The sequence below is a fragment of the Nonomuraea sp. NPDC049378 genome (assembly GCF_055586745.1).
Genome location: NZ_JBVJHP010000022.1, coordinates 91,855 through 111,776 on the forward strand (window position 1 = coordinate 91,855; position 19,922 = coordinate 111,776).

Annotated in this window: 15 protein-coding genes and 1 pseudogene; 13 read left to right on the forward strand and 3 right to left on the reverse strand. The window is 71.2% G+C overall.

Features of this window, described 5'->3' with window-relative positions:
- Positions 1–6 precede the first annotated feature (6 nt).
- The 11 genes and pseudogenes from ACZ6SA_RS38680 to ACZ6SA_RS38730 form a co-directional block, all read left to right on the forward strand.
- Positions 7–135 (forward strand): annotated as a pseudogene (locus ACZ6SA_RS38680) (agmatinase); the annotation flags it as partial.
- A gap of 101 nt (positions 136–236) precedes the next feature.
- Positions 237–1,001, forward strand: coding sequence for an agmatinase family protein (locus tag ACZ6SA_RS38685; protein ID WP_465833843.1), 765 nt, complete (start codon positions 237–239; stop codon positions 999–1,001).
- A gap of 81 nt (positions 1,002–1,082) precedes the next feature.
- Complete coding sequence (cobA, locus tag ACZ6SA_RS38690; protein WP_443156123.1) at positions 1,083–2,315, forward strand: uroporphyrinogen-III C-methyltransferase; 1,233 nt, start codon at positions 1,083–1,085, stop codon at positions 2,313–2,315.
- Between the two features lie 62 nt (positions 2,316–2,377).
- Positions 2,378–5,284 carry a GTPase gene (locus tag ACZ6SA_RS38695; protein WP_465833845.1) on the forward strand — a complete coding sequence of 969 codons (2,907 nt, stop codon included), beginning with the start codon at positions 2,378–2,380 and terminating at the stop codon, positions 5,282–5,284.
- The gene (locus ACZ6SA_RS38700; protein WP_347649053.1) at positions 5,281–6,906 is read left to right on the forward strand and encodes a GTP-binding protein; all 1,626 of its coding nucleotides are present in this window, start codon (positions 5,281–5,283) and stop codon (positions 6,904–6,906) included. Before ACZ6SA_RS38695 ends, ACZ6SA_RS38700 begins: the two co-directional genes overlap by 4 nt.
- Before the next feature lie 137 nt (positions 6,907–7,043).
- Entirely contained in the window at positions 7,044–7,700 is a 657-nt protein-coding gene (locus ACZ6SA_RS38705; RefSeq protein ID WP_347649052.1) for a single-stranded DNA-binding protein, read from the forward strand.
- A 619-nt stretch (positions 7,701–8,319) separates the two neighbouring features.
- Complete coding sequence (locus ACZ6SA_RS38710; RefSeq protein WP_347649051.1) at positions 8,320–9,519, forward strand: GGDEF domain-containing protein; 1,200 nt, start codon at positions 8,320–8,322, stop codon at positions 9,517–9,519.
- A gap of 210 nt (positions 9,520–9,729) precedes the next feature.
- A complete protein-coding gene (gene ettA, locus ACZ6SA_RS38715) occupies positions 9,730–11,394 on the forward strand; it encodes an energy-dependent translational throttle protein EttA (RefSeq protein ID WP_347649050.1) in 1,665 nt (554 codons plus the stop codon).
- Positions 11,395–11,959: 565 nt separating this feature from the next.
- Positions 11,960–12,472: a VOC family protein gene (locus tag ACZ6SA_RS38720; protein WP_347649049.1), complete on the forward strand. Its 513-nt coding sequence runs from the start codon at positions 11,960–11,962 to the stop codon at positions 12,470–12,472.
- 54 nt (positions 12,473–12,526) lie between these two features.
- Positions 12,527–12,934, forward strand: a complete 408-nt coding sequence (locus ACZ6SA_RS38725) for a Zn-ribbon domain-containing OB-fold protein (protein ID WP_347649048.1) — start codon at positions 12,527–12,529, stop codon at positions 12,932–12,934.
- Positions 12,931–14,058 (forward strand): thiolase C-terminal domain-containing protein, encoded by a 1,128-nt coding sequence (locus tag ACZ6SA_RS38730; RefSeq protein ID WP_347649047.1) that lies wholly within the window; start codon positions 12,931–12,933, stop codon positions 14,056–14,058. Before ACZ6SA_RS38725 ends, ACZ6SA_RS38730 begins: the two co-directional genes overlap by 4 nt.
- A 751-nt stretch (positions 14,059–14,809) precedes the next feature.
- Here ACZ6SA_RS38730 and ACZ6SA_RS38735 read toward each other — a convergent pair.
- Positions 14,810–15,964, reverse strand: a complete 1,155-nt coding sequence (locus ACZ6SA_RS38735) for an acyl-CoA dehydrogenase family protein (protein WP_347649143.1) — start codon at positions 15,962–15,964, stop codon at positions 14,810–14,812.
- A 108-nt stretch (positions 15,965–16,072) separates the two neighbouring features.
- Between ACZ6SA_RS38735 and ACZ6SA_RS38740 the strand changes: the two genes are divergently transcribed.
- On the forward strand, positions 16,073–16,684 hold the full coding sequence (locus ACZ6SA_RS38740) for a TetR/AcrR family transcriptional regulator (protein ID WP_347649045.1): 612 nt from the start codon (positions 16,073–16,075) through the stop codon (positions 16,682–16,684).
- Here ACZ6SA_RS38740 and ACZ6SA_RS38745 read toward each other — a convergent pair.
- Both ACZ6SA_RS38745 and ACZ6SA_RS38750 read right to left on the reverse strand, forming a co-directional pair.
- A complete protein-coding gene (locus tag ACZ6SA_RS38745; RefSeq protein ID WP_465833850.1) occupies positions 16,671–17,507 on the reverse strand; it encodes a MaoC/PaaZ C-terminal domain-containing protein in 837 nt (278 codons plus the stop codon). The genes ACZ6SA_RS38740 and ACZ6SA_RS38745 overlap by 14 nt on opposite strands.
- A gap of 1 nt (position 17,508) precedes the next feature.
- The gene (locus tag ACZ6SA_RS38750) at positions 17,509–18,408 is read right to left on the reverse strand and encodes an SDR family oxidoreductase (protein WP_465833852.1); all 900 of its coding nucleotides are present in this window, start codon (positions 18,406–18,408) and stop codon (positions 17,509–17,511) included.
- A 121-nt stretch (positions 18,409–18,529) separates the two neighbouring features.
- Between ACZ6SA_RS38750 and ACZ6SA_RS38755 the strand changes: the two genes are divergently transcribed.
- Positions 18,530–19,909 carry an MFS transporter gene (locus ACZ6SA_RS38755; protein WP_443156130.1) on the forward strand — a complete coding sequence of 460 codons (1,380 nt, stop codon included), beginning with the start codon at positions 18,530–18,532 and terminating at the stop codon, positions 19,907–19,909.
- The last annotated feature ends 13 nt before the right edge of the window (positions 19,910–19,922 follow it).

Here is a 19,922-nt window from a genome sequence, read left to right on the forward strand (position 1 = left end):
GGTCCCATGTACGGCCCCGACATCACGTTTCTCGGCGTTGACCGCTGCGACGTGGCCGATCCGGCGAGCTACGAAGGCGCCGACGTGGTGATCGTCGGCGCCCCGTTCGACGGGGGCACCTCCAACCGCCCCGGCGCCAGGTTCGGGCCGATGGCGCTGCGCCAGGCCTGCTATCTGCCGCACGAGGCTCCAGGCCCAGCCTGGCGCTGCGCGTCGACGCCCTGCGCGACCTGCGGGTGCTGGACGCGGGCGACGTCGAGTGTTACTCGGGCGACGTGGAGGGTTCGCTGGCCGCGATCGAGGAGGCGGTGCACCGCGTCGCCGCCTCCGGCGCCGTCCCGCTCGTGCTCGGCGGTGACCACACGGTCGCGCTGCCCGACGCCAGGGGCACCGCCAGGGCGTACGCGCCCGGCCGTACGTCGATGATCCACTTCGACGCGCACGCCGACACGGGGAACATCTCGTTCGGCCACCTGTACGGCCACGGCCAGCCGATGCGGCGCCTCATCGAGTCCGGCGCCATCAGGGGCGACAGGTTCCTGCAACTCGGGCTGCGCGGCTACTGGCCGGAGCCGGAGACGCTGGACTGGATGGCCGCCCGGAACATGCGTTCGTACGAGATGACCGAGATCGTCGCCCGAGGGCTCGAAGCTTGCCTCACGGAGTCGTTCCAGATCGCGCTCGACGGCTGCGACCAGGTCTTCCTGTCCGTCGACATCGACGTGTGCGACCCGGGACACGCGCCCGGCACCGGCACGCCCGAGCCCGGCGGGCTGACGGCCAGGCAGCTCCTCGACGCGGTCCGCAGGATCTGTTACGAGCTGCCCGTGGCGGGGATGGAGGTGGTGGAGGTGGCGCCTCCGTACGACCACGCGGACATCACCGCCCACCTCGGTAACCGGGTTATCCTTGAGGCCTTGTCAGCGACGGCCAGACGCCGCAAGGACGATCTGGGCGGGCCGCGCTGGGATCCCCGTCAGCCGCTCCTTGACGGTCGTTAGCCCGCGCGCAGCACTTCGGCGCAGAGACAGCCGGTAGGTTTTACCTCCTAACACAACCTTCGCGAATGGGAGATTCCCCCCATGGGTCCCTACCTCCTCGGCCTGCGGCTTTCCGGCCGCCGGGTCCTCGTGGTGGGCGGCGGGCGCGTCGCGCAGCGGCGGGTCCCCGCGCTGCTGGAGGCCGGCGCGGAGGTCACCGTCGTGTCGCCGGGCGTGACCCCGGCCCTTGACGACCTCATCGCCGCGGGCAGGATCACCTGGCACGCCCGGCCCTACGAAGTCGGCGACTGCGACGGCGCCTGGCTCGTGCAGGCCTGCACCGACGACAGAGCGGTCAACACGGCCGTCGCCGCAGAGGCCGAGGCCAAGCGCGTGTGGTGCGTGCGAGCCGACGACAAGGACGCCTCCGCCGCCTGGACCCCGGCGACGGGCCGCGTCGACGAGATCAGCGTGGCCGTCACCGCGGGCGGCGATCCGCGCAGGGCCGCCGGCATCAGGGACGCCGTCGTCGGCGCGCTGCGCGACGGCACGGTCGACGCCCGGCGCAACCGCACCAAACCCGTCGGCGTCGCCCTGGTCGGCGGCGGGCCCGGAGACCCCGGCCTGATCACCGTGCGCGGCCGGCAGCTGCTGGCGCAGGCCGACGTGGTGGTGGCCGACCGGCTCGCGCCCCGCGCCCTGCTCGACGAGCTCGCCCCCGACGTCGAGCTGATCGACGCGGCCAAGGTCCCCTACGGCAGGGCGCTGTCCCAGGAGACGATCAGCGAGCTGCTGGTCGACCGCGCCCGGCAGGGCAAGTTCGTGGTCCGGCTCAAGGGCGGCGACCCGTTCGTGTTCGGGCGCGGTGGCGAGGAGATGATTGCCTGCGCCCACGCGGGCATCCCGGTGCTGGTGGTGCCGGGCATCACGAGCGCCGTCGCGGTCCCCGCCGCGGCAGGGGTGCCGGTCACGCATCGGGGCGTCAGCCAGGAGTTCCACGTGATCTCCGTGCACGTGGCGCCCGACGATCCCAGGTCCACCGTCGACTGGCCCGCGATGGCCCGTTCCCAGGGCACTCTGGTGCTGCTGATGGCCGTCGAGCGGCTCGCGAAGGTGGCCGAGGCACTCGTTCGAGACGGACGTGCCCCGGAGACTCCCGCAATGGTGGTGCAGGACGGTACCCTTCCGACCCAGCGGGCGGTCACCGCTTCGCTTTCCACCGTGGCCGACCGCGTGTCCGCGGCTGGGATCCGCCCGCCGGCGATCGTCGTCGTCGGTGACGTCGTGAGGGTCGGCCAGGAGGTCGAGATGGTTCGAGCGGAGCGCCTGCCGTGAACACGGCCATGGATGACGGGCGGCAAGGGTCACCCGGGGAGCAGACGATGAGCTTCCGCCCGGTGACTGACGATGACCTCGACGAGGTCCGGGACGACAGTGCCCCGGAGAGGGCACGAGAGGAGCCGGAGGCGGTGGACAGACGCGCACGTGAGCCGTCGGCCTCGCAGAAGCCTGCGGCGGCCGAGAATCCTTCCATTGCGCTCGAGCCCGCCGAGGAGCCGTCAGGGCAGTCCCTGTTCGAGAAGCCGGCCGCCCTGCGCGCCCCTTCGGCTCCCGACGACTCCGGCGCCGCCGAGCGCCCCTCCCTCTTCGTCAAGCCCGCCTCACTCGGCGGCCCGGGCCCGCGCAAGACCTCCCATGACGGCCCTTCCAGCCGCGGACCTGCCGCCCGCGAAGAGCAGCCCGCGGACGAGGGGTCTCCCGCCGCCGGCGGCCTGTTCACTCGTCAGCCCGCCGCCCGTCCCGGCTCCCAGCCGGGCTCCGGGCAGGGAGCCCGGACCGGGTCTGGCGCCGGTTCCGTGCCCGCTGACCGTTCCGGATCTGGCGCCGGTTCCGGGCTGGAGGCCGGAGCCGAGCCGGGATCCGGACCCGCGGCGCAGGACACGCCACCCGCCGGCCCCAGCCTCTTCGCGCGCAGGCCCGCCGTCCGGGGCAGACCGGGAGCAGGGGGTACGCCCCCCGCACGCGCTGCCGCCGGTGACACGGAGGCGGAGGGGCCGGGCGGCGAGAGCTCCGGTGCGCCGCTTCCCGGCGAGGGCGCCACTGCCGGCCGGTCGTCAGGCAAACGTTCCCCCGGCAAGCGTTCACCCAGCGGACGGCGGCCCGGCAAGCGGACCACCGGCGGGCGATCGTCGAATGAGCCGCACTCCAGCGAATCGCCGGCCGACGAGCCGGAGCCTCAGGCCGGCGACTCTCCCCGGAAGGCGAAGCGCCCGGCAACGACCGACGACCCCGCGAAGCCCGGCGCTTCGGCGGCGGGTGACGAGCCGGAGGCGGTCGACGTGCCCGCGGAGCCCGGCGGCTCGGTGGCGGGCGACGACCCGGGGGCGGTCGACGTGCCCGCGGGCGACGGCGTGCCAGGAACGAGTGGCGAGCCAGGAGCGGCCGGCAAGCCGGAGCCGGCCGCTGGGGCGGCGGCGGTCGGTGAGGCGGGGTCGCGCGGCGATGCCGGGACCGTAGGCGATGTCGCCACCGGCAGCAGGGACGAGGAGATCGTCGACGCGGTGGCCGGCGGCGAGTCCGGCGCCGGCGGTGACGGCGCGGCGGTCAGTGAGGCCGAGCAGGCCGGCGATCAGGACGCGGGCGGGCAGGCGGCCGGTGAGGAGTTGCCGGCGGAGGCGGCCGAAACGCTCACGAACGCGCTCGACACCCTCCGCGAGAGCGTCGCCGACCTGCACTTCGGGCTCGATCTGCCAGGCGTGGACGAGGCCAGGCAGGCCCAGGCCGATCTGCTGGCCCAGCTCGAGGGCTACGTGCTGCCCCGGGTCAGGACCAGCGCCGCTCCCGCGCTCATCGTGATCGCGGGTTCGACAGGCGCAGGCAAGTCCACCCTGGTCAACACGCTCGCCGAGAAGACCGTCTCGCGCACCGGCGTACGCCGCCCGACCACCGGCACCCCCGTCCTGGCCTGCCACCCGGACGACCGCGCGTGGTTCGCGGAGGGCGAGTTGCTCGGCGGCCTGCAGCGTCTCGACGCGCCCACGCCCGACGCCGGGCCGGGCAGCCTGGTCGTCGTCTCGACCGAGAAGCTCCCTCAGGGCGTCGCGCTGCTCGACACCCCCGACATCGACTCGGTCGTGGAGGAGCACCACGACATCGCGCACCGCATGCTCGACGCCGCCGACCTGTGGATCTTCGTGACCACGGCGGCCCGCTACGCCGACGCCCCGGCCTGGAATCTGCTGCGCCTGGCCAAGGAGCGAGGCGCCCGGCTCGCCATCGTGCTGTCGCGCGTGCAGCCCCGGTCCGCCGACGTCGTGCTCAAGCACTTCGTCCGTATGCTCACCGAATACGGCATGGGCGACATCGACAGGTTCGTCATCAACGAGGCGAAGGTGGCTGACGGCAGGTTGCCCGACAGCGAGGTCACCGAGCTGCGGCTCTGGCTGGCCGAGCTCTCCGTCGACGAGGATCGCCGGGCGCAGGCCGTACGCGAGACGCTCAACGGCGTGCTGGACAGCTTCCGCACCCGCGTACCCGCGCTGGCCAAGCATCTGGAGGGACAGGTCGCGTTCAGGACCGAGCTGCGCAGCGACGTGGAGGCGGCCTTCCGCGGCGCGTTGACGGAGATCGACAAGGCGTACAAGAACGGCTCGCTGCTGCACGGCGAGGTGCTGGCACGATGGCAGGACTTCGCCGGTTCCGGCGACCTCATGCGCTCGCTGCAGCTGCGCAGGCGCGGAAAGGCGGCCAAGCAGGCGCCCGAGCGCGTGCTGGCGTTCAAGGCGGCGATCCGCACGGGCCTCGAGTCAGTGATCGTCGCCGCCGCCCACCGGGCCTCCGAGGAGGTGGTGGCGCGATGGCGGCACCGCTCTGAGCTGGGCGCCAAGATCTCGGAGGGCCTCGACAGCCCTTCTGACAACCTCATCCGCCACACCGGCCGCGCCATCGCCTCCTGGCAGGACCACCTGGGCGAGCTCGTACGCACGGAGGGTGTGGCCAAGCGGTCGGTGTCGAAGCTGGTCTCGTTCGACCCCGACTCGCTCGCCCTGATCTTCATGGTCGCGATGTTCAGCGGGAGCAACGGCGAGGGCGTGCCGCATCGGCTGGTCAACGCCCTGCTCGGTGCCGAGTCCCTGCGCGGCATCGGCGCGAAGGCGCTCAGCGACCTGCGCACCAGGATCAGCATGCTGTTCGACGAGGAAGCCATGCGTTACGTGAAAGCGCTCGACTCCGCGGGCATCCCCGACGAGTCCGTCGCAACCCGCCTTTACCAGGCAACGTACAACCTCGAGGTCGCTCGATGACCACCACCACGACCACCAGGCCGGGGCTCGCTCCGCGGTTGACCGCGCTCACCAAGGTGGTGGAGCTGGGCCCGGGGCGGCTGGACAAGAAGCTGCTCGACGAGGCGAGCGGGGTGCTGGTGCGGGCCGGAGACCGGCTCAAGCTGTCGTCCGAGCACACCGTCGTCGCCCTCGCGGGCGGCACGGGCAGCGGCAAGTCGTCGTTGTTCAACGCGATCTCCGGGCTTGAGCTTTCGCCCACCGGCGTACGCCGGCCGACCACCGCACGCACCCACGCCTGCGTGTGGGGGCTGGAGGGCGCCGGGCCGCTGCTCGACTGGCTGCAGATCCAGTGGCGGCACCGCTTCTCCCGCGCCAGCGCCCTCGACAAGGGCGACAGCCAGCTCCACGGGCTCATCCTGCTCGACCTGCCCGACCATGACTCCATCAGGGCGCTCACCGACACCGAGGCCGACCGGCTGATCGGGCTGGCCGACCTCGTGGTGTGGGTGCTCGATCCGCAGAAATACGCCGACGCCTCCACGCACCGGCGCTACGTCACGGACCTGGCGGGGCACGACGCGGTCACCGTGTTCGCGCTCAACCAGGCCGACCGGCTCACCACCGAAGAGCTGGCCGAGCTGGTCATCGACCTCAACGACCTGCTGCGCCGCGAAGGCGTCGACCACCCCAGCGTCGTCCCCACCTCGGCGGTCACCGGGCGGGGCATCGAAAGCCTCAAGAGCGTCATAGCGACCGCCGTCTCCCGGCGGCGCGCCGCCATCCAGAAGCTCGAGGCCGACCTGCACCGCCTGGAGCAGCGCCTCGGCGAGGCCATGCCGCTCGGCGAGGCGCTCTCCGCGCCGTCGTCGGTCGACGAGGCCCGCCGGATGGGGCTGACCGACGCGCTCTGCGACGCCGTGGGCGTGCCCGCGGTGGGCGAGGCGCTGGAGAACGTCTACGCCGAGCGGTCCGGCCAGTGGGTCGGGTGGCCGTACCCTCGGTGGTTCGCGAAGCTGCGCCCCGATCCGCTGAAGGCCCTGCGCCTGGAGGACGTGAGCGCGGAGATCCGCGGCATCACGACCGGTTCCGTGAGCGCCCAGTCCGCCGAGGTCGCCAACGCCGTGCAGGCGCTCGCCGACGGGCTCTCCGCCGGCATGCATCCGGTGTGGCGCTCCGCGGTGCACCAGGCCGCCAGGTCGCGCTCCGGCCAGCTCCCGCAGGCGCTGACCGAGGACCTCACGGAGGTGGCGCCGCAGCTCGACCGGATACCCGGCTGGTGGCGCGCGCTCAAGGTGTGGCAGTACACCCTGGTGGGGGTGTTCGTGGCCGGGGTGGTCTGGCTGGTGGCCGGGCTGCTCATGCCGGGACAGCTGCCTCCGCAGCTGGAGTTGCTCGGCGAGGGCGGGGCGCTGCCCTGGGTGGGGCTGATGATGGCCTCGGTGCTGGGGCTGGGGGCGCTGTCGGGCATCGCCGCACGCAACTTCGTGGAGCTGGGCGCCTCCCGGGAGCGTGAGCGGCTGGAGCGGGAGATGAGGCGCAGGGTGGCCGCCGTGTCCGCGACGATGGTGGTGGAGCCGGTCGAGCGGGAGCTGGGCCGCCATCACTCCTTCTTCACCGCGTTGCGGGACCTGTCGGTCTGACCCTCCGTCCACAGGCTCTCCGGCCGTCCTTCCCTCTGTCCACAGAACCGCGTTCCGTACGCCGCCGCCATGCCTCCCTGCGGCACGCTGGGCCCCAGATCGCGGGCACCCGGCCCGCCAGATGGGGAGGCACAGGGATGAATGACATCTACGTCACGCTGACCGGAAACGTCGCAGCAGAGCCGAGGCAATACAGCTTCGACGAAGGCACCAAGGTCACCTCGTTGCGGGTGCTCACCTCACACCGCTATTTCGACAGGAAGACGGGCCAGTGGACAGACGGTGAGAAGGTCTGCTTCACGGTTCGCTGCTGGCGCGCCCTGGGAGACAACGTCGCAGCCTCCATCCGCGCCGGCCAGCCCGTGGTGGTGTCGGGCAAGCTGCGCATCCGCGAGTTCGGCGCGGAGGGCGACCGGCGCTTCGTGCCCGAGATCGAGGCCAGCGCGGTCGGACACGACCTGCGCTGGGGCACCGGCGTCTTCGCCAAGCCCGAGCGCGGCGGCGGGCTCGGCTCGATGAGCAAGGAGATGCGCGAGCGCCTGGACGAGGAGACCAGCGACTGGGCCATGGGCTCGCGTCCCTTCCGGGCCCTGTCCCGCCCCGAGCCAACCCCGGCAACCGACACCCCCGGCGCCGTCACTCCGTCGAAGGGCGACACCGCCGGAGTTTCCGCCCGGTCGAAGGGCGACACCGTTCGCATCCTCGGGGCCGAAGCCGACCGGTCCGTCACCGGAGACGGGCGCTCTGACGACGAGGAGCACCAGGTGAAGCTGGAGGACCGCGTGGCTGCGTAGGCCCGCGCGCAGAGGGTCGCGCAGGGGGCATCGGCGCCGCCCGATGCCCCCTGTCCGGCACACCCGGCGCCGCCGAGTCCGGTGTTCAGGGTTGCCGGTGGGCCGGTGCGGAGGGTGTCTCCGAGGGCCGCGCACCGATGGTGGGCCCGGGATGGCGGGGATGCGGGGTGTCGCTGGGAGGCCGGTCGGGGCTTTGCGCATGTTGCGGGGACGGCGAGGAGGAGATGGATCACACGCTGGGAGAGCAGGCAGGCGTGGCTTGAGCGGAGGGGGAGGGGGCACCGGCGTGGCCCGAACTGGCACCCCGAGGGCGGCCGATGGAGTGTAGCTCTGATCAGGTGGCTAAGGCACCTGATAGGTCCAGGTCACGCCCCGCACCATGGCTGCTCCTTTCCAGCGCGGCTCCACAACACCGCCCGCTCGTGGACTGAGCGGGAGTGGGTCCATATCAACGTATCGGTTCCCATCGCGCAACGCACACTCCGCAATTATTGTGTTACACATCGTTAGTTAGGGAGGAGATGCGATGGCGGCTACCGGTCACGCCTCGATCAAGTCTCATGACGGTGTGTCAACACTCGCTGGTCGATGGCCGTTGCTTGGGCAACGCCGCCCGCTTGTGATCTATCTGTGCGCGATCGTCGGTCTCGATCTCGTCGCGATGGTGGTGCTCGGAGCGTCCACCTCGTTGCGGTGGCGGGATCTGCTGATGTTCTGCGCCCTCATGGGGTGCGGCGCGGTGTGCATCGAGGCGACCAGGCGTCTCGGCATGCCCGCCGGAGTCGCGCGAGACCTGCTGTCCGCCTGGTGGCTGCCCGTGGCGCTGCTGCTGCCGCCGGTCTACGCCCTCTTCTCGCCGATCGTGCTGCAGATCCTGCTGCAGGTGCGCGTGAAGGCGACGGTGCTCTATCGGCGGGTGTTCAGCTCGGCCGCCATCGGCCTGGCAGGGTGTATGGCCTCCCTGGCTTTCCACCATGTCGTCGACGACCCGTGGGCGCTGTCGCAGGGCGACGGCGGGCCGATCTTCCACGCGGTGGCGGCGGCCGCGCTCTTCTCGCTGCTCAACATCTCCCTGATCGCGATCGCCGCGCACACCGCCGACCCCGAGACGCCCTGGCGCGAGGTGTTGTGGAACAAGGAGAGCCTGCTGCTCGACATCGTCGAGCTCTGCCTGGGCGTCACGGTGTCGATCGGCTGCGGCGTCAACCCGGTGCTGCTGCTCCTCGCGCTGCCGCCGGTGGTGCTGCTCCAGCGCAGTCTCCTGCACGCCCAATTGCAGGCAGCCGCCCGCACCGACGCCAAGACCGGTCTGCTCAACGCGGCCGCCTGGCAGCGCGAGGCCGACACCGAGATCGTCCGGGCGCGCCGCACCGGCGACACACTGGCGCTTCTGATCATCGACATCGACCATTTCAAACGTGTCAACGACGCCCATGGCCACCTGGTGGGCGATCAGGTGCTGGTGGGTGTGGCGGCCACGCTCCGCAGCCAGCTGCGCGACTACGACGTGGTGGGCAGGTTCGGCGGTGAGGAGTTCGTCGTGCTCCTGCCCGGGGCCGACATCCACGAGGCGCGCCGGGTCGCCGAGCGCCTGCGCACCCGCACCGGCCACATGGCCGTCCCCGCCGACGACACCCTGATCAGAGTCACCGTCTCGGTCGGCGTCGCGTTGATGAGCGTGCACGGCGACGACCTGATCGAGCTGCTGGCCGCCGCCGACCTGGCCCTCTACCGCGCCAAGGAGCTCGGTCGTGACCGCGTCTGCGTTCCTGTCGTCCAGCCGCCCCCACGACCGCTCCCCGACGACCCCGCTTCCTGACCGACGCTCCCTTGCCCGTCCCGGCTCCGGCGACGATGTCCGCGCGCTTCCATGGCACGTCCCGGATCGGCGCTCCAGCGGGTCGGCCCCCCGCCCCGCACGGACGGCCTGGCTGTTCCGGCGGCCGTACATCTGCCTGGAGCGCGTCCGGGCGGAGGCCGACGGAGGGAGCGGCGGAAGCCTGGGCCAGGAGCCCCTAAGCTAGAGAGCATGCCGGAGTACATCTACACGCTGCAGCGCGTGCGCAAGGCGCACGGCGACAAGGTTGTCCTTGACGACGTCACCCTGTCGTTCCTGCCCGGAGCCAAGATCGGTGTCCTGGGGCCGAACGGCACCGGGAAGTCGACGCTGCTCCGGATGATGGCCGGCCTGGAGCAGCCGTCCAACGGCGAGGCGAAGCTCATGCCCGGCTTCTCGGTGGGCATGCTCCAGCAGGAGCCCCCGCTCAACGAGGAGAAGACCGTCCTCGGCAACGTGCAGGAGGGCGTCGCGGAGACGATGGCGATGCTCCAGCGCTACAACGAGATCGCCGAGCAGATGGCCACCGACTACAGCGACGAGCTGCTGGAGGAGATGGGCAAGCTCCAGGACCAGTTGGAGCACCGCAACGCCTGGGATCTCGACAGCCAGCTCGAGCAGGCGATGGACGCCCTGCGCTGCCCGCCGCCCGACGCCGACGTGACCAAGCTGTCCGGTGGTGAGCGCCGCCGGGTCGCGCTGTGCAAGCTGCTGCTCGAGGCGCCCGACCTGCTGCTGCTCGACGAGCCCACCAACCACCTCGACGCCGAGAGCGTGCAGTGGCTGGAGCAGCACCTGGAGAAATACGCGGGCACCGTGCTGTCCGTCACCCACGACCGCTACTTCCTCGACAACGTCGCCGGCTGGATCCTCGAGCTCGACCGGGGCCGTCCCTTCATCTACGAAGGCAACTACTCCACCTACCTGGAGGCCAAGGCCCAGCGGCTCAAGGTCGAAGGGCAGAAGGACATCAAGCGCAAGAAGCGCCTGGAAGGCGAGCTGGAGTGGGTGCGCTCCAACCCGAAGGCCCGCCAGACCAAGAGCAAGGCCCGCCTCCAGCGCTACGAAGAGATGGCGGCCGAGGCCGACAAGCACCGCAAGCTCGACTTCGACGAGATCCAGATCCCGCCGGGCCCGCGCCTCGGCACCACGGTGATCAAGGCCGACGACCTGACCAAGGGATTCGGCGACCGCCTGCTGATGGAGAAGCTCACGTTCGACCTGCCCCGCAACGGCATCGTCGGCGTCATCGGCCCCAACGGCGTCGGCAAGACCACGCTGTTCCGCATGATCACGGGCTCGGAGACGCCTGACAGCGGCTCCATCGTGGTCGGAGACACCGTCAAGATCTCCTACGCCGACCAGACGCGCGGTGGCATCGACCCCGGCAAGAACGTGTGGGAGGTCGTCTCCGACGGGCTCGACCACATCAAGGTCGGCAACGTGGAGATGCCGTCGAGGGCCTACATCGCGGCCTTCGGCTTCAAGGGGCCCGACCAGCAGAAGAAGGCGGGGGTGCTGTCGGGCGGCGAGCGCAACCGGCTCAACCTGGCGCTCACCCTCAAGCAGGGCGGAAACGTGCTGCTGCTCGACGAGCCCACCAACGACCTCGACACGGAGACGCTGTCGTCGCTGGAGAACGCGCTGCTCGAATTCCCGGGCTGCGCGGTGATCACCTCGCACGACAGGTGGTTCCTCGACCGCATCGCCACCCACATCCTGGCGTGGGAGGAGGGCTCGAACTGGTTCTGGTTCGAGGGCAACTTCGCCGACTACGAGAAGAACAAGGTCGAGCGGCTGGGCGCCGACGCCGCCCGTCCCCACCGTGTCACCTACCGGAAGCTGCACCGAGAGTGATCCGCCCGACGGTGGATCTGTAAGGCGGGATCGGTCCGTATCGGGATCGGTCCCGGAGAAGAGCTTCGTCTGTACGGCACAGCCAGGGGCACGCCATCCGCCGACCGTGGCTGGTGGCGTCCAGGGTGACGCCCGCTGACCCGCACACCGGGCCCGCCGTTACGGCGGGCCCGTCGGCCGTCTGGGTGGTGACACGGCATGGACCCGGGCGTTTTCGTGGGCATGTGCCGTCCTTGTTGCGCGCGTACACGACCCTTGGGGAGCGCCGTGCGGCGCGCGCACTCTCGGGTGAGAGCCGTGCGACCCTCCGGCGAGCCGCTGAGCGCTGCGCCGGGCGGTGGACCGATCGGTCACCCCGGGGTCGGCGGACACGCTTTCCGGCCGGACGAGACGGCGAGGCACGTGGTGAGCCGGGACGGACGTGCTCGTGTCGGCGCCCGCCTGTCGAGTGGTAGCCGGCTCCGGAGATCCCCGGTGGTGATGGTGTTCGGACGTCTGTCAGGGCGGTGCGAACCGCGGCCGCTAGAATCGGATTCTAGGATCGCCCCCACCCAAGGAGCCCGCGTTGGATCTCGAACTCGACGGCCTCGACGTGTCCTTCGACCACACCGCCGTGGCCGCTCCCCGGATCAGGGATCTGCTGCCGATCTACCGCGATCTGCTGGGCGGCCGGCACCTGGGCGGAGGTGGCGACCACCGGATCGCCGGCTACCGCACGCTGCAACTCACGTACGCGAACGGCGGCAAGGTCGAGCTCATGGAGCCCTTGTCGGGCTCGACGTTCTTCGACAGCTTCTTCGAGCTCACCAGAGGCAGGGGCGGCGTTCACCATCTGAACTTCCATGTCCATGACCTGGACGAGGCGGTTGCCAGGCTGACCGCCCGCGGCTACCGGCTGCACGGCCTCAACACGGCCGACCCGCGCTGGCGTGAGGTGTTCCTGCACCCGAAGGAGGCGCATGGGGTGCTGATCCAGCTCGCCCAGCCGGGGCCGCGCCTTCCCGGCGACACCCGTCCGACGCTCGACGAGGTGCTGTCGGGCCGGGGCAGGGACGGCGACGGCGTACCGAGCCCTTGAAGGGCTGCCCGATCTGGATCTAGAGTGAAATTCTAGAACCAGATGGGGGAGCCGATGAAGCCGGTACCCAAGCCCACGCCCGAGACCCAGCCGTTCTGGGACGGCACGGCCGCGGGCGAGCTCAGGATCCAGCGTTGTCAGACGTGCGCGCGACACTACTTCTATCCGCGGCCGAGCTGCCCCCACTGCGGCGGCGACCAGGTCGAGTGGGTACGCGCCAGCGGCCGCGCGACCCTCTACTCGTACGTGATCAATCATCGGCCCGCCCCCGGCTTCGAGGACGATGCCCCGTACACGATCGCGGTGGTCGAGCTGGAGGAGGGCGTGCGCATGATGAGCAACATCGTGGGCGTCCCCAGCACCCCCGAGAACCTGCCGCTCGACATGGAGTTGCGGGTGGTGTTCGAGCAGCGGGGGGACGTGCACGTGCCCCTCTTCGAGCCCGCCGCGGGCCGCAGATGACCGTCGTGATCGCGGGCGCCGCCGAGACCGATGCGCTGGGCCGCCTTCCCGGCCACTCGACCATGCGGCTCCACCTGGAGGCCGCGAGGAACGCGCTCGCCGACGCGCGCATGACGAAGGACGACATAGACGGCATCGCCACGGTCGGGACCCCGGGTCCGATCCAGATCGCCCACGCCCTGGGCATCACGCCCGCCTGGCTGGACGGCACGGGTGTGGGCGGCTCGTCGTTCCTCTTCCACGTACGCCACGCCGCCGCCGCGATCCGCGCCGGCCTGTGCCGGACGGTGCTGATCACCCATGGCGAGTCCGGCAGGTCACGGGTGGGAGCGGGCCGTTACGGAATGGGCCCCGACTCGCTGATCGGCCAGTTCGAGCTGCCGTACGGGGTGATGGGCCCGCCGACGTCGTTCACGATCACGGCCCTGCGCCACATGAAGGAGACCGGCCTGACGCACGAGCAGCTGGCGGAGGTCGCCGTGGCCCAGCGCCGGTGGGCCCGTTTCAACCCGCGCGCCCTCCACCGCGACCTGATCACGGTGGACGACGTGCTCGCGTCGAGGATGGTGGCGTACCCGTTCCACCTCTTGGAGTGCTGCCTGGTGACGGACGGCGGCGGCGCCCTGATCGTCACGTCGGAGGAGCTGTCCCGCCGGCCGCCGGTCTACCTGCTGGGTTCGGGGGAGTCGGCGGAGTCCCCGATCATCTCGCAGATGGAGGACTTCACCACGTCGAAGGCGTTCCGGCTCTCGGGCGAGGCGGCCTTCGCCGAGGCCAGGATCGGCCATGACGACGTGGACCACCTCATGGTGTACGACGCGTTCGCCCACGTGCCGATCTACGGCCTGGAGGACCTGGGGTTCGTCGGCAGGGGAGAGGCCGGCGCCTTCATCGCCGAGGGCCACACGTCACCGGGCGGCCGCCTCCCCCTGAACACGAACGGCGGCGGCCTGTCGTACACGCACACGGGGATGTACGGCATGTTCGCCATCCAGGAGTCGGTGCGGCAACTGCGCGGTGAGGCGGCGGCCCAAGTGCCGGGGGTGGAGGTCGGTGTGGTGCTGGGGAACGGCGGCATGTTCGCCTCGGCCGCCACCCTGGTCCTCGCCAACCGCCTTCCCTGACCCCGCACCCCTCGCCGACCGCCCGGACCCCTGCTGACCCCGCTCCGGTCCTCGCCGAGCGTGCGGCCTCCCTGATCCGCTGGGTCCTCGCCGGGCGTGCGGCCTCCCCGATCCGCTGGGTCCTCGCCGAGCGTGGCCTACCCCGGCCTGGCTTGGTGCGTCGTCGACCATCTCCTGTGCCCCCACCGGCCTTTGCCCCACATCCCGGTCCCAGCAGCGATAGGCGGTGTCACGGCGACCCTCAACCCTGGCGCGGCCCGCGACGGGAGATCATCCGGTCGGTGAGGACGGCCGGCACGACGGCCGCCGCCAGGGCCGCGCCGATCCACGTGACGGAGGTGATGCCCGCGCCGGCGTTGAGGTGCCGCCCCGGCGAGCGCCGGGACGAGGCTGATGCCGAGCTGGAACGCGGAGACGGTGGTGGCCCCGGCAAGCGTCGGGGCGTCGGACGCGATGGCGAACACCCGCGCGTAGATGGCCGGGTTGAGGACGAAACCTGCGATCCCGAGGAGCAGGACGAGGGGGATGACGGCCGGCGTGTGCCGCGCGAGGACCCCGAGCACTGTACGTCCTGTTCGGGCGCCAGGGGGAGCGCATGCACATGCGGGCCAGACCGCGCGCTCGGGAGGAGGCGTCGCTCTGAACGGCAGGCCGCTTCCGGGGCGGGTAACGCGGCTCCCCGGCACGGCGGCGGCCGCCCGCCGCCGCCCTGCACCGTAGGGAGACGGGGCTCCGGCCTCGGGCGCCGCGATCACTCACCGATCAGGCCGAGCCTCGCGTGTCCCTTGATCAGGTTGCGCGCGATCGTGCGCCGCTGGATCTCGTCGGTGCCCTCGAAGATGCGCAGCAGCCGCAGCTCGCGATACCACCGTTCTATCGGCAGCTCCTTCGTGTACCCCATGCCCCCGTGGATCTGCAGCACCCGGTCGACCACCTGGTTCGCCATCACGGCCCCGTTGAGCTTGGCGATCGACGAGGCGTGCCGCGCGTCCAGCCCTTCCCGCACCCGCCACGCCGCGTACAGCGTCAGCCACTTCGCCGCCTCGATCTCGACCTGGGAGTCGGCGATCATCCACTGGATGGCCTGGTACTCCGCGATCGCCCGCCCCATGGACTTGCGGATCTTGGCGTAGTCGACGGCCATCTGCACCATGCGCTCGGCGGAGCCGATGGCCCGGGCCGGGATCATGTAGCGTCCCTGCCCGATCCACTCCATGGCCAGCTCGAAGCCTCTGCCCGGCTCGCCCAGGATGTTCTCCTCCGGCACCCGTACGTCCTCGAACACCAGCGAGGCCGGGCCCCACTGTCCCATGGTGGGGATCGGCTCGGAGCGCCAGCCCATGTCCCGGTCCACCAGGAAGCACGTCACCCCGTACGGCTCGGCCACGGCGAACACCATGACGAAGTCGGCCTCGTTGCCGCCCGTGATGAAGGTCTTCTCGCCGTTGAGGATCCACTCGGCGCCGTCCCTGACGGCGCGGGTGCGGATGTTGCGGGCGTCGGAGCCCGCGCCCGGCTCGGTGATCGCGAAGCAGGAACGGCGCTCGCCCTCGATGGTGGGGAGCAGGTAGCGGCGTTTCTGCTCCTCGGTGCCCGCGTAGAGGATGTTGTCGGCGCTGCCGCCGAACGAGAACGGCACGAACGTCCTGCCGAGCTCCATGGCGATGATCGCGGACATGATCGGGCCCAGGGCGGCGCCGCCGTACTCCTCGGGGGTGTTGATGCCCCAGAAGCCCGACTTCCTGGCCTTGGTCCGTAGGTCGCGAAGGGCGTCCGCGTCCAGCGCAGGCCGGCCCTCGCGCTCGTTGCGCAGGACCTCGGGCTCCAGCGGCATGACCTCCTTCTCCACGAAGGACCGTACGGTGTCGCGGATCTGGCGTTCCTCGGTGGTGAGCGAGAAGTCCACGGCCGCCTCCCGGAAATTTCTAGAATATTTATCTAGGAAGAGGTTCTGGCCGATGAGGTCTCGTGTCAAGAACAGAATTCTAGAATTATGCGCGGTAGGATGGCCGGCATGGCACGCAAGTCCTCGTGGGAGTGGAGCCGTACGGCCCAGACCCGCAAAAGCATGCTGCGGGCGGCTCGCGAGGTCTTCAGCGAGCACGGCTTCGCCGAGTCCAACGTCGCCGAGGTGGTCTCCCGCGCCGGGTCCAGCGTCGGCAGCCTCTACCACCACTTCGGCGGCAAGACCGAGCTCTTCCTGGCCCTCTACGAAGACCATCAGGCGGCGCACGAGCAGGCGTCGGCCGCCAGCGTGGCCAAGGCCAGGAAGTCCGGCGTCGACGACCCGGTCGAGTTGCTCATCGCCGGCGCCCGCGCCTACCTCGACGGGGCGTGGGAGCGGCGCGACCTGGTCAGGCTGTTCATCGACGGCGACGGGCCGCCGGGGTTCGAGTTGCTGCGCCGCACCCGAGGCAGGGAGTGGGTACGCCAGAACGCCGTCCTGCTCGGGGCCGGCGGCGACGCGCTCGCCCGGTTCACCGTGGCGGTGCTGACCAGCATCATCGGCGAGGCCGCCCGCGAGGTCGCCACCTCGGACACGGAGGAGGAGGCCAGGGAGGTCATCGAGGCGGCGATGAAGCTGATCCGCCGCCTCGATCCCCTCAAGGACATCACCGGCGACTGATCGTGGCGCGGCCTCGGTCGATCACCACGGTGCCGTCGTCCTTGGCGGTCCTGAAGTGCACGTCCTCGCCGTCCACCCAGATCGACACCGTGAGCGACTCCCCGGGGAAGACCGGGCTGGTGAAGCGTCCCGACATGGCCTGGAAACGGCCGGGGTCCGATCCGGCCACGGCGTGCAGCAGCGCCCGGCCCGTCACGCCGTACGTGCAGAGCCCGTGCAGGATCGGCCGGTCGAAGCCCGCCCTGGCGGCGAACTCGGGGTCGCTGTGCAGCGGGTTGTGGTCACCGGACAGGCGGTAGATCAGCGCCTGCTCCGGCAGCGTCGGGTAGGTCACCTTGTGGTCGGGCGCGCGGTCCGGCGCGGCCCACGCCTCGCGCGGCCCCCGGTCGCCGCCGAACCCGCCCTCGCCCCTGATGAACACCGCGCTGCGGCTGGAGATGACCGGCTCGCCCGTGCCGAGGTCGACGGCCCGCGCCTCGGAGGTCACCAGCGCGCCCGAGCCCTTGTCGTAGATGCCGGTCACCTTCGAGGTCGTCCGTACGCCGCCCTCGGGAGGCAGCTTCCTGTGCAGCTCGAAGCCCTGCTCGGCGTGGACCAGCAGGGCCGGGTCGAAGTCGCCCAGCCGCCGCCCGAAAGACTGCCCGAAAGACTGCGCGGCCAGCACCGCGAACGTCGGCAGCACCCGCTGCCCCTTCTCCGTGGTGAACTCCAGCTCCGAGGTGCCCGCGCCGACGCCGAGCGCGTACAGCATGGTGTCCCTGGCGGTCCAGGTGCGCTCGTGGGCCGGGCCCTCGACACCGACGATGGAGTGGTCGAGCGGCATGTCAGTCCTCCCGTCCGGGGATGCGGCCGTTGGTCATCGCGTTGGGCGCGGCCTTGTCGACCAGGGCGGGGATGACGCCGCCCAGCTCGGCCGGGTCCCACCGGGAGCCCTTGTCGACGCCCGGCCCGGCGTGCCAGCCCTCGGCGACGCTGATCGCGCCTCCGCGCACGTTGAACACCCGGCCGGTGACGCCGCGGGCCTCGGCGCTGGACAGCCAGACCACCAGGGGCGCGATGTCGTCGGGGTCGGCGCCCGTGGCGCCGGCGGGCATGAGGTTCTCGGTCATGCGGGTCAGCGCGGCGGGGGCCACGGCGTTCACGGTCACGCCGTAGCGCTCCAGCTCCTTGGCCGCGATGACGGTGAGGCCCGCGATGCCGGCCTTGGCGGCGCCGTAGTTGCCCTGCCCCGGGTTACCGTAGATGCCGGAGGACGAGGTGGTGTTGATGATCCGGGCATCCACGTGTTCGCCCGACTTCGCCTTGGCCCTCCAATAGGCGGCGGCATGGCGCAGCGGCGCGAAGGTGCCCCGGAGGTGCACCCTGATCACTGCGTCCCATTCCTCGGCCGTCATGTTGACGAGCATACGGTCCCGCAGGATGCCCGCGTTGTTGACCAGCACGTCGAGGCCGCCGAAGTGGTCGACGGCCGAGCGGATCAGCCGCTCGGCGCCGTCGAAGTCGGAGACGTCCTCGCCGTTGACGACGGCCTGGCCGCCCATGGCCTCGATCTCCGCCACCACCTCGGCGGACGCTCCGGACGAGCCGGTGCCGTCGACCGCGGCGCCCAGGTCGTTGACCACCACCTTCGCCCCTTGCCTGGCGAACTCGAGCGCGTGCCCGCGCCCGATGCCCCTGGCCGCACCTGTGACGATCACCACGCGGCCTTCGACGATCCCGCCCATCCGAAACCTCGCTCCTCGACCTGCTGACGATTCGAATAATATTCTAGTATCTAGATCTAGAAAGGACAGGCCCTTGCCGGCTGCGACCCCCTTAGGCCACGCGTGGCGGACGTTGTCGGTCGTGAGCCTGGCGAGCGTGCTGACCGGTCTCGGCGGCAGCGCGATGAACGTCGCCCTGCCCGAGATCGCCAGGCACACCGGCGCCGACGCGACGGCCGCGGGCTGGATCCTCCTCGGCTTCCAGTTGACCACGACCGTGCTCATGGTGGTATTCGGGCGGCTTGCGGATCTGTTCGGCCGGCGCCGGCTGTACCTGCTCGGGCTGGCGACGTACACGGTGGCCGCGCTGCTGGCGGGCCTGGCGCCGAACGCGTGGGTGATCGTGGCCATGCGGGTGGTCCAGGCGGCGGGGGCGGCCATGCTGCTCACCAACAGCGCCGCCCTGGTCAGCGACGCGTTCCCGCGCGAGCGGCTGGGGGAGGGCATGGGGGTCTACGTGGCCTCGTTCTCGATCGCCGGCCTGATCGGGCCGACGCTGGGCGGGGTGCTGGCCGACGGCCTCGGCTGGCGCTGGGTGTTCTGGTTCAACGTGCCGATCGGGGTGATCTGCCTGGTCTGGGGCGCGCTCGTGCTGCGCAGGACCGTCCCCGACCGCCGCGACCGAGGGCTCGACCTGCCCGGCAGCGTGCTCGTGCTGGTCACCCTGGGCGGGCTGCTACTGGCGCTGTCGGAGTTCACCCGGCTCGGCTGGGGACACCCCGTGGTGCTGGCCGGGCTCGCGTGCTTCGCCGTGGGGCTGCCGTTGTTCCTGGTCAGGGAGCGGCGGGCGGCGCATCCGGTCGTTGACCTGGGCCTGTTCCGCGACCGGGCCTTCTCCTTCGGCACGCTCGCGTCGTTCCTCAACGCCGTCGCGCGCATGGGCATGGTGTTCCTCGTAGCCCTCTACTTCCAGGCCGTGCGTGGTGACGATCCCGTGCAGGCAGGGCTGAAGGTGCTGCCGCTGGCCGTCGCGGCGATGACCGCGTCGGTGGCCTCCGGCTTCCTGCAGCGCCTGATGAGCGCCCGCACCCTGGCCGTGGCCGGAGCCTCGGCGACCACCTGCGGGCTGGTGGTCATGCTGGTGGTGATGTCCTCGACCATGCCGTACGCGGCGGTGGCGGCGGGGCTGGTGCTGATCGGGCTCGGCTCGGGCGTGTTCATGCCCTCCAACACCACCGCCATCCTGGACGGCCTGCCCTCGGCGCGGCTCGGCATCGTCAACGCCATGCGGCTCATGCTGCAGAACACGGGGAACGTGGTCGGCACCGGCCTGGTCCTGTCGATCATCACCGCGCCGCTGCCCGCCGCGCTGCACGAGCAGGTGTTCGCGGGCACGCTCTCCCACCTGCACGGCGGCGCGGTCGAGCAACTCGTGACCGGCTACCGCTGGGCGCTCGCCGCCATGGCCACCGTCTCGGTGCTGACCGTGCTCGCCTGCCTGGCCCGCCGCAGATCCTCCTGACCGGGGCAGGTAC

What these genes read in the sequence shown, in the direction of transcription:
- ACZ6SA_RS38705 (WP_347649052.1), top strand. Translation starts at nt 7,044, where the DNA reads ATGAATGACATCTACGTCACGCTGACCGGAAACGTCGCAGCAGAGCCG.
- ettA (WP_347649050.1), top strand. Translation starts at nt 9,730, where the DNA reads ATGCCGGAGTACATCTACACGCTGCAGCGCGTGCGCAAGGCGCACGGC.
- ACZ6SA_RS38700 (WP_347649053.1), top strand. Translation starts at nt 5,281, where the DNA reads ATGACCACCACCACGACCACCAGGCCGGGGCTCGCTCCGCGGTTGACC.
- cobA (WP_443156123.1), top strand. Translation starts at nt 1,083, where the DNA reads ATGGGTCCCTACCTCCTCGGCCTGCGGCTTTCCGGCCGCCGGGTCCTC.
- ACZ6SA_RS38745 (WP_465833850.1), bottom strand. Translation starts at nt 17,507, where the DNA reads ATGCCGCTCGACCACTCCATCGTCGGTGTCGAGGGCCCGGCCCACGAG.
- ACZ6SA_RS38725 (WP_347649048.1), top strand. Translation starts at nt 12,527, where the DNA reads ATGAAGCCGGTACCCAAGCCCACGCCCGAGACCCAGCCGTTCTGGGAC.
- ACZ6SA_RS38740 (WP_347649045.1), top strand. Translation starts at nt 16,073, where the DNA reads ATGGCACGCAAGTCCTCGTGGGAGTGGAGCCGTACGGCCCAGACCCGC.
- ACZ6SA_RS38730 (WP_347649047.1), top strand. Translation starts at nt 12,931, where the DNA reads ATGACCGTCGTGATCGCGGGCGCCGCCGAGACCGATGCGCTGGGCCGC.
- ACZ6SA_RS38750 (WP_465833852.1), bottom strand. Translation starts at nt 18,408, where the DNA reads ATGGGCGGGATCGTCGAAGGCCGCGTGGTGATCGTCACAGGTGCGGCC.